The organism is Paraburkholderia phosphatilytica (genome assembly GCF_003443895.1).
In the GTDB taxonomy this organism is placed as follows: Bacteria; Pseudomonadota; Gammaproteobacteria; order Burkholderiales; family Burkholderiaceae; genus Paraburkholderia; species Paraburkholderia phosphatilytica.
Map to the genome: position 1 here is coordinate 174,840 of NZ_QQOA01000010.1, position 16,542 is coordinate 191,381.

10 protein-coding genes are annotated in these 16,542 nt (G+C 65.2%); 6 read left to right on the top strand and 4 right to left on the bottom strand.

Features of this window, described 5'->3' with window-relative positions; translation table 11 throughout:
• Positions 1-82: 82 nt before the first annotated feature.
• Positions 83-820 (top strand): FadR/GntR family transcriptional regulator, encoded by a 738-nt coding sequence (locus DVS29_RS13450; RefSeq protein WP_420816106.1) that lies wholly within the window; start codon positions 83-85, stop codon positions 818-820.
• A gap of 192 nt (positions 821-1,012) precedes the next feature.
• Here the strand turns inward: DVS29_RS13450 and DVS29_RS13455 are convergent, their stop codons facing one another.
• The gene (locus tag DVS29_RS13455) at positions 1,013-1,324 is read right to left on the bottom strand and encodes a hypothetical protein (protein WP_118180954.1); all 312 of its coding nucleotides are present in this window, start codon (positions 1,322-1,324) and stop codon (positions 1,013-1,015) included.
• 301 nt (positions 1,325-1,625) lie between these two features.
• Between DVS29_RS13455 and DVS29_RS13460 the strand changes: the two genes are divergently transcribed.
• From DVS29_RS13460 to recD, 4 genes are all read left to right on the top strand, one after another.
• Positions 1,626-2,453: an SIR2 family NAD-dependent protein deacylase gene (locus DVS29_RS13460; RefSeq protein ID WP_118181014.1), complete on the top strand. Its 828-nt coding sequence runs from the start codon at positions 1,626-1,628 to the stop codon at positions 2,451-2,453.
• A gap of 65 nt (positions 2,454-2,518) precedes the next feature.
• Positions 2,519-6,298, top strand: coding sequence for an exodeoxyribonuclease V subunit gamma (recC, locus tag DVS29_RS13465; protein ID WP_240655577.1), 3,780 nt, complete (start codon positions 2,519-2,521; stop codon positions 6,296-6,298).
• Between the two features lie 8 nt (positions 6,299-6,306).
• Entirely contained in the window at positions 6,307-10,236 is a 3,930-nt protein-coding gene (recB, locus tag DVS29_RS13470; RefSeq protein ID WP_118180956.1) for an exodeoxyribonuclease V subunit beta, read from the top strand.
• Positions 10,237-10,409: 173 nt separating this feature from the next.
• The gene (recD, locus tag DVS29_RS13475) at positions 10,410-12,449 is read left to right on the top strand and encodes an exodeoxyribonuclease V subunit alpha (RefSeq protein ID WP_205962448.1); all 2,040 of its coding nucleotides are present in this window, start codon (positions 10,410-10,412) and stop codon (positions 12,447-12,449) included.
• Positions 12,450-12,506: 57 nt separating this feature from the next.
• On the opposite strand, the gene pstS is transcribed toward recD, so the two are convergent.
• Positions 12,507-13,586 (bottom strand): phosphate ABC transporter substrate-binding protein PstS, encoded by a 1,080-nt coding sequence (gene pstS / locus DVS29_RS13480; protein WP_118180958.1) that lies wholly within the window; start codon positions 13,584-13,586, stop codon positions 12,507-12,509.
• A gap of 64 nt (positions 13,587-13,650) precedes the next feature.
• Positions 13,651-15,135 (bottom strand): MFS transporter, encoded by a 1,485-nt coding sequence (locus tag DVS29_RS13485; protein ID WP_118180959.1) that lies wholly within the window; start codon positions 15,133-15,135, stop codon positions 13,651-13,653.
• A 657-nt stretch (positions 15,136-15,792) separates the two neighbouring features.
• On the opposite strand from DVS29_RS13485, the gene DVS29_RS13490 reads away from it, so the two are divergent.
• Positions 15,793-15,975, top strand: a complete 183-nt coding sequence (locus tag DVS29_RS13490; RefSeq protein ID WP_124800633.1) for a hypothetical protein — start codon at positions 15,793-15,795, stop codon at positions 15,973-15,975.
• A 143-nt stretch (positions 15,976-16,118) separates the two neighbouring features.
• On the opposite strand, the gene DVS29_RS13495 is transcribed toward DVS29_RS13490, so the two are convergent.
• Positions 16,119-16,466 carry a DUF1493 family protein gene (locus DVS29_RS13495; protein ID WP_118180961.1) on the bottom strand — a complete coding sequence of 116 codons (348 nt, stop codon included), beginning with the start codon at positions 16,464-16,466 and terminating at the stop codon, positions 16,119-16,121.
• Between the last annotated feature and the right edge of the window lie 76 nt (positions 16,467-16,542).

Below are 16,542 nucleotides of genomic sequence, written 5' to 3' on the forward strand. Positions count from 1 at the left end.
CGCATAGCGAACCGGCCTATCCTATCGCAATTCGACCTGGAAAGTAGTATTAATAGTATTATTCGCGTGAGATTCCTGGATACTGGGTAATCCGCAACATGACGGCTGCGACCAACGCCTTCGTCACCTCGGGAGAACGGCCATTCAGCACGATCTGCACGGACGCGTCGCGTACGAACTGGGCACGGCGATCCTGCGCGGCGACTACGCGCCCGACGCGATCTTGCCGCGCGAAGCGGAATTGATGGACGCGTTCGGCGTGAGCCGCACGGTGTTGCGCGAGGCGCTGCGCACGCTGACGTCGAAGGGGCTGATCGAATCGCGGCCGCGCGTCGGCACGCGGGTGCGGCCGCGGCATGCGTGGAATCTGCTCGACGTCGACGTGCTCGACTGGTACGCGCGTGTCGCGCCGCCGGTCGCGTTCGCGCTGAAGCTGCAGGAAATGCGCGAGATGATCGAGCCGTATGCCGCCGCACTCGCCGCGCAGTCGCACGACGATGATGCGCTCGCGAAGATCGGTGCCGCGCATGCGGAGATGGTGGCCGCGCGTCACGTCGATGAATGGGTGCGCGCGGATCTGCGCTTTCATCTGAGCGTGCTGGCTGCGTGCAGCAACGAGTTGCTGATTCCGCTCGGCACGTTGATCGAACGGACGCTGGAAGCGCAGTTGCGGTTGAATGCGCGGCGCGCGGACGTCTTCAACGCGTCGCTCGCCGAACATACGGCGGTGTACGACGCGATCCGCCTGCGCAATGCGCAGGCCGCGCGCGAGGCAATGGAAGTGCTGCTTGGCGTGACGCGCAGGCGCATCGAGACCTGAACGCGAGGGACGACCGGCCGCAGCCTGAACGCGCTTAAAGACGCGCACAAAAATACGCCCCGGCCGGGAGTGATCGATACGGCACGGGGCGTCCAACTCGCTTGGTCACTCTCATGGAGCGATTTCAAAGTACTGCCGCCAAAATGGCCGGGCAATCGATCAAAAAAGTTTTTTGAGTGCGCCGCTCACGCGCTATTTTTGCGTCTGCGGCGCGGGCGCATTTTGCGGCGCCGTCGAATCGTAGGGCTCGACGAGTTCGCGACAACTGAACGGATTGGCGCTGCCTGACGAGTCCGTGCCGCGCGCGTTGCGCGGTTCGGGGCATGACATCACGTTGGTGTCGCGCTGCAGATAGTAGGTATGGTCCGTCACCGCGATCACGTGATAGCCGCTCTGCACGAGCGTCGCGAAAGTGGTGGTGGCGGGCTTCCATTGCGTGTCCGGTTCGGCGTGCGCGGTACAGGTCACGGCGAGGCCGAGCAGCGCGGGAATGAGTTTTTTCATGGCGTTCAGTCCTCGAGTCGTTGAAACGGAACGACGCCAACGCGCGGGCGGCGCCAACGCCGCGCACGCATTCGCGCCGTGCTTATTACTTTGCGACACGCGAAGCGCGCGACGGTTCGGGCAGGTTGTTTCGAAGTGTATCGGCGGGGCATGCCGGTACGCTGCGCAATGCAGTGCAGCAGCGGGAAAGCAGGCGATTCGGACGTTGCATCGCACGATGCCCGGTTCGCGGAACAACGGTACATTCGGCGGTACGATGATGCGCAATCTCGTCGGCGGGGACGGCGCAATGAATACGGACATGGATTCGACAGATCACCTGGAACGGGCGGCGGCCTGGCTGCGCGACGCGGACGGCATGCTCGTCACGGCGGGCGCCGGCATGGGCGTGGATTCAGGCTTGCCGGATTTTCGCGGCACCGAAGGCCTGTGGCATCACTATCCGGCGCTCGCCCACGCGCGTCTCGATTTCACGGCGATCGCGAACCCGGTCGCGTTCTCGTGCGATCCCGAACTCGCGTGGGGCTTCTACGGGCATCGTCTGCAGCTGTATCGCGAGACCATCCCGCATGCGGGCTTCGCGGTGCTCGCCCGCTGGGCCGAACGGATGCCGCAAGGCGCGTTCGTGTTCACGAGCAATGTCGACGGCCAGTTCCAGCGCGCGGGTTTCGCGGATGAACGCGTCGCCGAGTGCCACGGCTCGATCCATCATATGCAGTGTACGCGGCCGTGCTCGCGCGACATCTGGCCGGCCGCCGCGTTCGAGCCGCAGGTGGATGCGAAGGCGTGCCGCCTCGTCAACGCATTGCCGCGCTGCCCGAATTGCGGCGAGATCGCGCGACCCAACGTGCTGATGTTCGGCGACGGGGAGTGGCTCCCCGCCCGCACCGACGAGCAGGAAACGCGGCTCGCGCGCTGGCTGCAGGGCGTTAGCCGATTGGTGGTGGTCGAACTCGGCGCGGGGCGCGCGGTGCCGACCGTGCGGCGCTTCAGTGAACGCTTCGGCCCGCGCGTGATCCGCATCAATCTGCGTGAGCCGCAGATACCGGCATCGATCGGTATCGGCTTCGCGCAACGCGCAACCGATGTGCTCGTTCAGCTCGACGAGGCGCTGGGCCCGCGCGCTTAGTGCTAAATCCGCTCGCTTGATGTGGAACCCGCGCGCTTGATGCTGGATCCGCGCGCGTAATGCGCTTGACCTTCGCAACACTCGTCGCACACGATGTGCACCATCAGACGATACGAGGACTCGATCTTGCCGCCGCGCCGCTTAAACAAGATTCGCCCGATCCGCCCGAACCCGCCCGCATTCCCGCATCGCCTGCATGGGAGCGCTGCGTGACGGCTCGTGCGTTGCCGCCAGGCTTGATGCTCGTGCACGGCAACCGGCCGGAGCGGTTGCGCGACCTGATGGTGCACTGGATCCAGCAGCATCCGCTCGCGCCGCTCGAAAAGGAAGTCGTGCTCGTGCAGAGCAACGGCATCGCGCAATGGCTGAAGCTTGCGTTCGCTGCGGACCCTCAGGACGGCGGCTGCGGCATTTCTGCCGCGATCGAGATGTCGCTGCCGTCGCGTTTCCTGTGGCAGGTCTATCGCGCGGTGCTGGGCCACGATGCCGTGCCCGCGATGTCCCCATTCGACAAGACGCGGCTCGTGTGGCGTCTCACGCGGCTGTTGCCCGAGCTGCTCGGCGAGCCGGTCTATGCGCCGCTCAAACGCTTCATGGCGCACGATGCCGATCAGCGCAAGCGCTTTCAGCTCGCGCAGCGTATTGCCGATCTGTTCGACCAGTACCAGGTGTATCGCGCCGACTGGCTCGCCGCGTGGGCAGCCTCGCAGGACGTGCTGATCGATGCGCGCGGCGGTCGCACGCCGCTGCCCGACGAACACCGCTGGCAGGCGGCGCTATGGCGTGCGCTGCGCGACGACGTCGAAGCATCCGCATCGAACGATGTCACGGGCGGCGACAGCACGGCGTCCGCGTCGGGACGTGCGGGCGTGCACGCCGCGTTCATGCGGCGCGCGTCTGAGTGGAAGGAAGGCGCGCCGCGACCCGCCGGTTTGCCGTGCCGCGTGATCGTGTTCGGCATTTCGAGCCTGCCGCGCCAGTCGCTCGAAGTATTGGCCGCGCTGTCGCAATGGGCCCAGGTGCTGATGTGCGTGCACAACCCGTGCGCGCACTACTGGGCCGACATCGTTGCCGATCAGGACTTGCTGCAGGCGCGGCATTCGCGGCAACACCGCCGCGCCGGCGTGCCCGCGGTGATGACCGACGCCGCCATGCATGCTCACGCGCAGCCGCTGCTCGCCGCGTGGGGCAAGCAGGGGCGCGACTTCATCAGCCTGCTCGACGAGTACGACAACGACGAAGAACGCTCGCGTTACGCGCCGCTTTTCACAGGCATCGGCCAGCGCATCGACCTGTTCGAAGCCGACGATGCGTCGACGATGCTGCAGCAGTTGCAGGACGACATCCGCGATCTGCGGTCGCTGCCGGAAACGCGGGAGCAGTGGCCGGACGTGGACCCGTCGTTCGACACGTCGATCCGTTTTCATGTCGCGCACAGCGCGCAGCGCGAAGTGGAGATCCTGCACGATCAGCTGCTCGCCGCATTCGCCGCGGACCCGACGCTGCGGCCGCGCGACATTATCGTGATGGTGCCGGATATCGAGGTCTATACGCCGCATATTCAGGCCGTGTTTGGTCTCTTCGATCACGACGATCCGCGCTCGATTCCGTTCAGCGTCGCCGACCGCGGGCAGCGCGATTTCGATCCGCTGATCGGCGCGCTCGAAACGCTGCTCGGCTTGCCGCAGTCGCGCCTCGCCGTCAGCGACGTGCTCGATCTGCTCGAAGTGCCCGCGGTGCGCGCACGCTTCGATATCGCCGAAGACGATCTGTCGACGCTGCGCAACTGGATTGCCGGCGCGAACATTCGTTGGGGACTGCATGCGCGGCATCGCGAGAATCTCGGGCTGCCTGCAGCAGACACCGATGCCGCGCCGAACAGCTGGGTGTTCGGCCTGCGCCGCATGCTGCTCGGCTACGCGACGGGCGACAGCTCGGGCGCGTGGAACGACATCGAACCGTATGCGGAGATCGGCGGGCTCGACGCGGTACTGCTGGGCCCGCTGTTGCGGCTCATCGATGCGCTCGATACGACCTGGCGCACGCTGCGCGAACCCGCAACCGTCGATGCATGGTGCGAACGGCTACGCACGATGAAGGCCACGTTTTTTTCCGCCGAAGGCGCAGACGCAAGCGACGATGCGTACACGCTCGAACGCCTCGACGCCGCACTCGAAGCCTGGCGCGACGCGTGTCACGACGCGGCGCTGACGGGCGAATTGCCGCTGTCGATCGTCGCCGATTACTGGCTGTCGCAGTTCGAAGCGGGCGGCCTCACGCAGCGCTTCTTCGCGGGCGCGGTGACATTCGCGACGCTGATGCCGATGCGCGCGATTCCGTTCCGCTATGTGTGTCTGCTCGGCATGAACGACGGCGACTATCCGCGCAGCCGCACGCCCGTCGACTTCGATCTGATGCGGCGGGATTACCGGCCCGGCGACCGCTCGCGTCGCGAAGACGACCGCTATCTGTTCCTCGAGGCGCTGCTGTCGGCGCGCGAGCATTTGCATATTTCGTGGATCGGGCGCAGCGTCAACGACAACACGCCGCGGCCGCCGTCGGTGCTGGTCGGGCAGTTGCGCGATCATCTGAAGAACGGTTGGCGGCTCGAAGATGCGGAAGGCGTGGACGATCACGAACGCGACGCGCTGCTCGATGCGTTGACAGTCGAGCATCGTTTGCAGCCGTTCAGTCCGCTATATTTTCCGCTGCGAACTGATGCTTCGCCGCTCTTCACGTATGCCGCCGAGTGGGTTGGCGCAGCGTCGACGGCGCGTGGTGATGACGTCGCGCAAGACACCGCGCCGCTCGACACGCTGGAGCGCGACGAACCGCTGACGCTGCGCGAGCTCGCGGATTTCCTGCGCGATCCCGTACGCGGGTTCTTCCGCCAGCGGCTGCGCGTCGGCTTCGATGTGCATGATATTTCCGCGGAAGATCACGAGCCGTTCGAAGTGGGACCGCTCGACGCATGGCGCCTGCAGAACGAGCTGATCCGCGCGCAGATGACCGCGCTCGAACAAGGCCACGACGATCTCGACCAGGCGGCGCGCGCTCGGCTCGAACGGATGCATCGCAGCGGCGATCTCGCGTCGGGCGGCTTCGGCGAGGTGATCGCGGAAGAGTTGATGGAGCCGATGCCGGGCCTGTTCGACCGCTATCGCACTGCGCTGCAACGCTGGCCGACACTGCTCGACGAGCGGTATGAAGTGCGACTCGAAGCCACGGTCGGTGAGCGGACATTGACGATCGATGACTGGATCGATGGCGTGCGCGCAGGGCCGGACGGCGCGCGCGCGCGCGTCGTGCTCGACGCCGGCACGCTCGTGAAAGACGGCAAATATCGCGGCGAACGGGTGATCGCGTATTGGGTCGCGCATCTCGCCGCGCAGCTCGCGGTCGGTCCGACGACGACGCTCGCGGTCAGCAAGGTCGGCGACGTCGAACTCGCGCCGCTGCCCGAGGACGTTGCACGCGCGCATCTGCTCACGCTGCTGCGCGCATGGGACGAAGGGATGCGCAGGCCGCTGCCGCTCGCGGTCCGGACTGCGTTCGCCTGGCTGCGCAAGTTGCCTCCAGGGTTCGACATCGCGCACATCGAAGCGTCCGACGATGCATGGAACGCCGCGCGAGTCGCGTACGAAGGCACCTCGCATACGGACGGCGAGCGCGACACCAGCGCATATCTGTGCCGCGCGTGGCCGGATTTCGAAGCGCTGAGAGTGGGCGGAGAGTTCGCGTCGCTGGCGGCCGCGTTGCTGTTGCCGCTGCAACGCGCGATGCCTGCGGAGAAATCGCGCAGTCGCGCTGACGACAATGCGAAGCGCGCGGGGGCCGCGGAATGACTCACGACATGACCTTATCTGCCGTGCCGCCGCCGAAGAATCTCGAACCGCTGCGTTTTCCGCTGACGGGCAGCAGCCTGATCGAAGCGAGTGCCGGCACCGGCAAGACATTCACGATCGCGATGCTGTACGTGCGGCTCGTGCTGGGCCATCGGCATGTCGATGCGGGTCCCGATGTGGATATTGCCGACGATGCACCCGAGCCGCTGCGCGCGCTGACGCCGCCCGAGATTCTCGTCGTCACGTTTACCGATGCGGCGACGAAAGAGCTGCGCGACCGGATCCGTGCGCGCCTGATCGAAGCCGCCGACTACTTCCATGCGGACCCGGATGAAGTCGAATCGAGCGAGCCGGAAGCGAACCTGCTGTACGAACTGCGCGCCGACTATCCGCACGATCAGTGGGCAGGCTGTGCGCGCCGTCTCGAACTCGCGGCGGAATGGATGGACGAGGCCGCGGTCTCGACGATCCACGGCTGGTGCAACCGGATGCTCAGCGAGCATGCGTTCGATAGCGACAGCCTGTTTTCGCAGACGCTCGAAACCGATCAGACCGAGCTGCGCGCGGACGTCGCGCGCGACTACTGGCGCACCTTCATGTCGCCGCTCGATGCGCGCTCGGCGGCCGAGGTGCGTCAATGGTTCACGCAGCCCGACGCGCTGGAAGGCGCGATACGCGGTCTGTTCGCGCATGCGAGCCTGTTGCCCGATGCGCCGCCGCCGGCCGAAGCGCTGGAGGACGCGCGACAGAAGCAGCGCGCGCACCTCGACGCGCTGAAGGCGAACTGGCCGGCCTGGTGCGACGAACTACAGGCGCTGTTCGACGCCGCGCGCGCGAAGAAGCTGTTCAACGCGGTCAAGCTGAACACGAAGAACTGCGAGACGTGGCTCAACAAGCTGCGCGACTGGGCGACGAATCCCGAACTGCTGCGCCCCGCGTTCGACGACAAGGCCGCGGTGTGGGAGCGTCTGACGCCGCGCGGTATCGCCGAGATCTGGAACGACGGCAATCCGCCGTCGCACGCGGCATTCGATGCGATGGTGACGCTGCGCGAACAGCTGGCCGCGTATCCCGTCGCGCGCAACGACATCCTGTGCCATGCGGCGAAATGGATCGCGGCGCGCTTCGAGATCGAGCAGGGCCGGCGTTCACAGATGGGTTTCGACGATCTGCTGACGCGTCTGCGCGCCGCGCTCGAAGGTCCGAACGGCGAGCGTCTCGCGCAGGTCATTCGCGCGCAGTATCCGGTTGCGCTGATCGACGAGTTCCAGGATACGGACCCGGTGCAGTACCGCATTTTCGATGCGGTGTACCGGATCGGGCAGAACGATCCGGCCACCGCGATCATCCTGATCGGCGACCCGAAGCAGGCAATCTACGCGTTTCGCGGCGCCGACATCTACACGTATCTCGAAGCGCGCCGCGCGTGCGCGGGGCGGCTCTTCACGCTGAAGAAGAACTTCCGCTCGACGGTGCAGATGGTGGCCGCCGTCAACCGCTGCTTCGAAGCGGCCGAGACGCGTGAAGCGGGCGCGGGTGCGTTCCTGTTCCGCGATGAACATGCGGATGCCGATCACGCAGCGGCGAGCAATCCGTTGCCGTTCATTCCCGCCGACGCGAATGGCCGCGACGATGTGCTGCGTGCGGATCGTGTCGATCTGCCTGCGCTGAATGTATGGTGGCTGCCGCAACCCGACGACGGCAAGCCGCTCGGCAAGGATGCGTATTTCCGCGCGATGGCCGCGAGCTGCGCGAGCGAGATGGTGCGGCTGCTCGATCTCGGACAGCGTGGGCTCGCGGGTTTCGTCGGCGGTGAAAGCGCAGACGATGCGGATGGCGAATCACGGCTAAAGCCGCTCGAACCCAAACATATGGCGGTGCTCGTCAACAACCGCACCGAAGCGCATGCGATTCGCGCCGCGCTCGCGGAGCGCGATGTGCGTAGCGTCTATCTGTCCGATCGCGATTCGGTGTTCCAGACCGGCGAGGCGAGCGAACTGCGTCAGTGGCTTGCCGCATGCGCGGATCCGGACGACGGGCGGCTCGTGCGTACCGCGCTCGCCACCAGTATCCTCGGGCTCGACTGGAATGCGCTCGACACGCTCAACCGAGACGAGCTCGCATGGGAAGCGCGCGTGCTGCAGTTCCGCGGATACCGCGAACTGTGGCGCAGGAAAGGCGTACTGCCGATGCTGCGGCGCCTCTTGAACGACTTTCAGGTGCCGCAGCGGTTGCTTGGCCAGGCGGCTGCCGCCGCCGCGCTCGGCGAGCGCACGTTGACGAACGTGCTGCATCTTGCCGAACTGCTGCAGCAGGCGAGCTCGCAGCTCGATGGCGAGCATGCGCTGCTGCGCTATCTCGACGAAGAAGTGCGCGATGGCGGCGCCGGCGGCGACGCGCAGCAGCTGCGGCTGGAGAGCGATGCGGGGCTCGTGCAGGTGGTGACGGTGCACAAGTCGAAAGGCCTCGAATATCCGCTGGTGTTTCTGCCGTTCGCGTGCGCGTTCCGCGAGGTGAAGGCGAGCGACATGCCGCTCAAGTGGCACGACAAGGCGGGGCAACTGCATATCACGCTGAGCGATGAAAGCGCGGTGCCGCAAGCCGATCGCGAACGGCTCGGTGAAGACCTGCGCAAGCTGTACGTTGCGCTGACGCGCGCGCGTTACGCGACGTGGATCGGCGTCGCGCCGATCCAGAGCGTCGAACTCGGCGCGCTTGGGTATCTGCTGTCGGGCGGCCAGCCGATTGATGGCGGTACGCTGCCGGCGCTGCTCGCGCGATTGCAGGGCCCATGCAGCGACATCGTGGTCGAAGCTGCACCGGAGCCGACGCGCGAGGTGTTCGAGATGCGCGGGCCGCAAGTCGCGCGCGGCGCCGCGCGCACGATGCCGCGCCATGCGCGCGAGCCGTGGTGGATCGCGAGCTATTCGAGCCTGCGTAAGGTGAACGATGTGATCGGCGGTGCGGCGAATGCAAGTGCAAGTGCAAGTGCAAGTGCAAGTGCAAGTGCAAGCGACGGCGCAAGCGGGACGGGCGTAGTGCGTACCGGCGAAATGACCGCGCGCGATACGCGCAGCGAAGACGTCTTCCACGAACTGCTTGATGCCGCGTTGATCGATGCGTTCGACGACGCGGTGCCTCCATCGCCAGCAATTGCGACCACGCATGTCGACGCCTCGCTGCACGGCTTTTTTCGTGGCGCGGATGCGGGTAGCTTCCTGCACGAACTGATGGAATGGGCGGCAACCGAAGGCTTCGCCACGGTCGTGCAACAGCCTGACGCGTTGCGTGACGTGGTCGCGCGGCGCTGCAATCTGCGCGGCTGGGCACGCTGGATCGAGCCGCTCACCGCGTGGCTGTTGCAGCTGCTCGGCACGCCGCTGCGTCTGCCCGCTGTCGATGGCGAAGCGGTGCAGCCGGTCGTGCTCGCGAAGCTCGATGCGTATATGGCGGAAATGGAGTTCTGGGTCGCGGCGCACACGGTGGATACGCGACGCATCGACGAACTGGTGACATCGATGACGCTCGACGGTGCCGAACGACCCGCACTCGAACCCGCGACGTTGAACGGCATGCTGAAGGGTTTCATCGACCTTGTGTTCGAGCACGAGGGCCGCTACTACGTCGCGGACTATAAATCGAACTGGCTGGGCCCCGATGACGCTGCCTATACGGCCGCGAAAATGCGTGCCCAGATTCTCCACTCACGTTATGAGCTTCAGTACGTGCTGTATCTGTTCGCGCTGCATCGGCTGCTGAAAGTGCGCCTGCCGGATTACGATTACGACACGCATGTCGGCGGAGCGGTGTATCTGTTCCTGCGTGGCGGGCGCGCGCCTGGCCAGGGTCTGCATATCGAGCGGCCGCCGCGCGAGCTGATCGAGGAACTGGACCTGCTGTTCGCGCAGCACGACGATGCGGCAAGGGCAACGCTATGAGCGGACGTCGACAGAAACCGGACGGGTTGACGGGCGATCTATTTGCGGCAGCGGATGCTGATCCCGCTCGCGAGGCTGCACCGTCGCGTAGCGAGGAGGGCGCGAAGGCTGCTGGCGTTTCCACTGCGGTGTCGACACCCGTTACCGCAGTGCAGATTGATACAGCACCACGCATGCTGGACGTGCTCGATCGATGGGTCGAACGCGGCTGGCTGCGTTCGCTTGATGCGGGCTTCGCGCGATTCCTGTCGAACGAAGTGCCGCACGCGCCGCCGTTGCTGCTGCTCGCGGCGGCGCTCGCGAGCCATCAGCTCGGACGCGGACACGTGTGCCTCGATCTGCAGGCGACCATCGACGACCCGACCTTCGTGCTGTCGCTACCGCCCGAGGAGCCGAATGCATGGGCGCGGCCCGATGCAGCAGAGCCGCGCGCGCTGCCGCCGACGCCATCCGAAGTGCTTGCGGGCACCACGCTCGATCATTGGTTGCAGGCGCTGGATGAGCGAACGACCGTGGCGGACGGCGCGGGCAGCACGCCGCTCGTGCTGATCGATGCGCGGCTCTATCTGCGGCGCTACTGGCAGTACGAGCAGGATGTGCGCGCGGGCATCGAGCGACGGTTGGCGGCATCGACGAAGTTGCAGTCCGCGTTGCCGATGGACGCGGTGCGTCGCGCGCTCGACGTGCTGTTTCCGGCTGCAGCGAATACCGGTGCACGTACCGACTGGCAGAAGCTCGCCTGTGCGCTCGCCGCTCGCAGCGGCTTCAGCATCGTCACGGGCGGACCCGGCACCGGCAAGACGACGACCGTCGTGAAGCTGCTGGCGCTGTTGCAGGCGCTCGCGTTGCATGCGCCTCGTATTTCGTCGGATGCGTCATCGATGAACACGGCGCGGCCGTTGCGCATCCGTCTCGCGGCGCCAACCGGCAAGGCCGCGGCACGGCTCAACGAATCGATCGCGGGCGCGGTGGCGCGTCTGCCTGTCGATGCGTTGCCCGATGGCGAGGCCGTGCGCGCCGCGATTCCGAACGTGGTGACGACGCTGCATCGTGTGCTGGGGACGCTGCCCGACACCCGGCGCTTCCGGCACGACGCGGGCAATCCGCTGCCCGTCGACGTGCTGGTGATCGACGAGGCGTCGATGGTCGATCTCGAGATGATGGCCGCTGTGCTGGCCGCATTGCCGCCGTCGGCGCGACTGATTCTGCTTGGCGACAAGGATCAGCTCGCATCGGTGGAAGCGGGTGCGGTGATCGGCGAATTGTGCGCGCGTGCTGCCGGCGGCCACTACACGTCGCAGACCGCCGCGTGGCTCGAAGCCGCGACCGGCGAACGCATCGATGCCGCGATGATCGATGCCGACGGCACGCCGCTCGATCAGGCGATTGCGATGCTGCGGCACAGTCACCGCTTCGCGTCGGATAGCGGCATCGGCCTGCTCGCGTCGTTCGTCAATGCGGGCGATGCCGATGCGGTCGATCGCATCTGGGCCGACGCGCACGCGGACCTTGCGCTCGTGCGATGTCCAGCAGGAGACGACGCCGCGTTCCGGTCGCTGGTGATCGACGGCGGTGCTTCACACGGCGACGGCCGTGCTGAACGTCAAGGCTATCGGCACTATCTCGACGTGATGCATGCGCAGCGACCGCTGGATGACGACGTCGATGCGTGGGCGCTCGCGGTGCTCGAAGCACACGACGCGTTCCAGTTGCTGTGCGCGTTGCGACGTGGACCGTGGGGTGTCGAAGGATTGAACCGGCGCGTCGCGCGTCTGCTGCAGGACGAAAAGCTGATCGATGCGCGCGGCGAGTGGTTCGCCGGACGTCCGGTGCTCGTTACGCGCAACGACTACGAACTCGGCTTGATGAACGGCGATATCGGTATCGCGCTCGAGCTGCCGGGTGGCGCATTGCGTGTGGCCTTTCCCGCGGCGGATGGATCGGGCGGCGTGAAGTGGGTGCTGCCGAGCCGTCTGCAGGCCGTCGAAACCGTGTTCGCGCTGACCGTGCACAAGTCACAAGGGTCGGAGTTCGTGCACGCGGCGCTGGTGTTGCCCGAGTCGTTCAGCCCTGTCATGACGCGCGAACTCGTCTACACCGGCATCACGCGCGCAAAGAAGTGGCTCAGCCTCGCGGTGATGGACGGCAGCGACACGCTGCGGCTCGCGGTCGACGCGAAGGTCAGGCGCGCGAGCGGGTTAGGTGTCGTGTAGCGCGAGCGCAGCGGATGCGGGTGTGGGTGCATAAGGCACCCGCTGCGCTGCAGGCGATCACTTGATCGACTGGATCTGCTGGTAGCTCAATTCCCACGTGTGCGGCGGCAGCGGAATGAAATGCACCGACTGCAGGAACGTCGCGTTCTCGTCGGACGGCACGATCGTCCACGTGAGGAACTCGCGAATCTGCGCGGCGACAGCCGCATCCGGTTGCTGCTTCGAGACCACCGCGTATTCGTAGTTCACGAGCGGATAGGTGCCGCTCGCGGGCGAGAACACGAGACTCAGGCGTTCGTCGGGTGGCGTTCTGACCGCGAGCGATGCAGCGCCGGCCGTGATGTTGTCGCGCGTCGGCAGCACGAATTCGCCTGCGCCATTTTTCAGCGCGGCCGTGCCGAGCTTCGCCGAGTCGATGTCCGCCGCGTAGCTCACGCCGATGTAGCCGATCGAGTACGGCGTCGTCTTCAACGCGTTCACCACGCCCAGGTTGCCCGATACCGCGACCGCGCCCGGCACCGCCGGCCATGCGATGGTCGTGTCGTAGCCGAGCGCGCTTTCCCATGACGGCGTCGAGAACGTCAGGAACTGCGTGAACACGAAGGTGTCGCCGGAACCGTCGCCGCGATGCACCGGCACGATGTCGTGATGCGGCAGATGCACGCCGGGATTGAGCGCGGCGATCGCGGGCGCGTCCCACTGACGGATCGCGCCGGTGTAGATGCCGGCGAGCGTCGGGCCGTCGAGGCGCAGATGCGTGTCGTTGAGGCCCGGCACGTTGTAGTTGACCGTCTGCGCGGCGATCGCGAGCGGCACGTTGATCACCTGCGGATGCTTCATCGAGTCGGAGTCGGACATATACGCGTCGGACGCGCCGATGTTCACCCTGCCGGCGATTGCCTGCTCGATGCCCGCGGCGGAACCGGTCGAGCCGACCGTGATGTGCACCTGCGGATGCAATTTCGTGTAGGCGGCGCTCCACGTCGTGAACAGCGGGGCGAGCAGCGTCGAGCCGGTTTCGGTCAGCGTCGACTGTTGCGCGTGCGCGGATGCGGCGAACAGCACGACGCCGATTGCCATGGTGACACGAGCGGCCGTGCGCGCGACCAATTGGTCGGGATTGCAGATGGTATGCATGTGGTGCTCCTCAGGCGTTCTTTTCGGGCGAAGCCTGCAACGCCGCGCGTTGCAGGCGATCCGGTCACTTGCCGATCTGATCGAGGCTCACGCCGGTGGTTTCGATCCGGAACAGCCAGGTGACGACCGCGCCGAGCAGCGACGTCACCACGAGGATGTACAGGAGTGCGCTCGTGCCGATCCCGGCAAGCAGGATCGGGAACAGGAACGCGGTCGACACCGCGCCGATCTTGCCGATCGCCGCGGCGAAACCCGCGCCCACGCCGCGGATCGCGGTCGGGAACACCTCGCCCGCGAGCAGATAGGTCTGCGCGTTCGGGCCGAGGTTGGTCATGAAGTTGAACAGCATGAAGCCCGCGAAGATCAGCACGGTTTTCGTGCCGCCATCGAAGTTGCCGGACAGCGACGCGATCAGCAGACCGACCGCGCAGCCCACGAAGCCGACCACCTGCAGCTTGATGCGGCCCACCTTGTCCGCGAGCATCACGGCGAACACGATGCCGACGATCAGCAGCATCGTGGTGAGTGCTGCGCCCTTCGCGGCGAAGATGTCGTTGAGGATCAGGTCGCTGATGCTGCGCACATGGTCCGGCTTGTTGCCGAGCGCGATCGCGAGAATGGTCGGCGTGAAGATGCCGATGCCATAGGTGCCGAGATCCTGCAGAAACCACGGTACCGATGAGAAGATCGTCGCGCGCAGATTGCGCTTGTGGAACAGCGCGAGGAACGATTTCTCGCCGTGGCCTTCGCCGCCTTCCGCTTCGCGGAGCAGTTCGATGCTGGCGGGATACTGCGGCACGCGCCTCAGCAGCCGGCGCGCGGCGGCTTCGGCTTCCTCGACGGAACCGCGCACGTGCAGCCAGCTCGGACTTTCCGTGATGAAGAAGCGGCCGACCGTCACGATCAGCGCGGGGATGATTGCGGTTGCGTACATCCAGCGCCACGCGTCGAGCGTCGGCGTGAGCGACAGCACGAGATAGCCGATCGCGGTGCCGCCGAGCGCGCCCAGTGCCTGGAAACCGAATGCGGCCAGCACGAGGCGTCCGCGGCTCGTGCTCGGGATGCTCTCGGAGATGATCATGTGCGCGGTCGGGTAGTCGCAGCCGAGCGCGACGCCGAGACCGAACAGGCAGATCACGAGCGACAGGAAGTTCGTGCAGATGGTGAGCAGCACGAGGAACGCGCAGAAGATCACCATCTCGACGATGAACATCCGCTTGCGGCCGAAGTAGTCGGACATGCCGCCGAGTCCGATCGCGCCGACCAGAATGCCCATCAGGCTCGCGGCGGACACGAGGCCGTTCTGCGCGGCGCTGATGCCGAACTCGTGCGAGATCAGCGGCAGCGCGACGCCCGTCATGAACACGACGAAGCCTTCGAAGAACTTGCCGGCCGCGGCGAGCGACCAGATGCGCCACTGCATCCAGGTCATCGGCGCGGAGGGCAACTGCGTGCCGTCCGGCCAGATCGGGCATTCGTCGATGTAATCCTGTACCGACTTCGCGGCGGCGCGGGACAGGGGAGCGGTGGGGTCGATCGTCTGTTGCATGGGGCGGGTCCTCTGCAAGCTGCGGTCTTTCGGGCGTCGTGCCGTGGCTTCTGCGCTGCGGTGATTCGCTTCGCTTGCGGCGAATTGCGACGAATCGCGGCGGGAAAACGACGGCGACGCGATGGCTTCTTCGGTTCAGCAGGGTGGGGCGTTACAGCGTCAGTTACTGCGTTACACGGAGTGCGAAGCGGTTCAGGCTTTCGACGGCAACAGAAACGCGCGCGGCTCTGTGTGGAGTAGCGGCTGAAATTCTAGGGATGGGGACGTGTCAGGGCTGTGAACGGGGAAACGGATGAACGTTCGGTATCGTTGCGGGGTGGTGTTGTTGGGTGTTTGTAATCGGGCGGGTGGTTGCTGCGCGGCAAGCTAATTGAAGCGGTGAATTTTCCGCAAGTGAGTTGATGCGATTGCGCGCTGCGATACTGCGCAGTATTTTTCTGTCAGGTGCTTGAAAACACTTTTCCGTAGCGGTTCGCCTTCGTTGCATCGAAGCAGCGTTGGTGGCGTTTAGTTGTCCGTAGGAGAATTTAACATGGCAAGCATCGATTCACGCGTGTTTCTGTGTACGCGCCTTAATTCTCTCTGTCGTGCTCTTTCACGTGTCGCTGTTCTAAATCGACCGACGATTGGGGGCGCGGGATGATTGAGTCTGGGCACGTGAAAGACGTCGACATGAAGGACATCGTCGTCCACCTTGACTGGCTACGTGCACTTGCCGCGCTCTTGTCGCCTGAGGACGTCGCTGGTGGATTTGCGACGCTCGATACCGTGGATCAGGCGGCGATCTTCGGTTTGTTTGAGGCAACGCTCGACCGTGCGCGTTCGGTTTTGACTGTGTAGGCAAGATCATTCGTGGAATCGCTCAGGGCGATTTGACGCGCAACGCAACGTCCTGGCAGTTCATCGTTGAGAGAGCGAAAGAACGAAAACCTCGACACATTCGTCGAACGTGACCCGCGATCGATGTCGGAGAGAAGAACGGCCTACTCGGCCAATTTTTTTCTGTCCCACACGCCGAGCTCGATCACGCGTTCCAGCATGCCCACCGTGAGCGACGCCTTCTCATACTTCTTTCGCTGCTTTTTGGAGAATGGCATGGCAAGGATGGAAAAGAGGTTGAAGCCCTCTTCCGGAAAATAGCGGCCAAATTCGTAGTCACCCGGTTTCACGGGAAAGTGCTCGAAGAACTTGCCCATGAAACCGTCAGCTTCATCCCCCGTGATGTCGAGGTCGTCTTCCAGACTATCGGACGGGCTAACAGGTCTGCTGGCGCGAACGCCTACCTCTTTCCGGATGGAGGATTCGAGCGCAAGCCAGGTCGCAGACGTCATTAGAAAATCCTGTCTTCTGGTTTGACGAGCCGGTTGTAATGCTGAACCGACTTGACGCTGATCGTCACCACGTCGT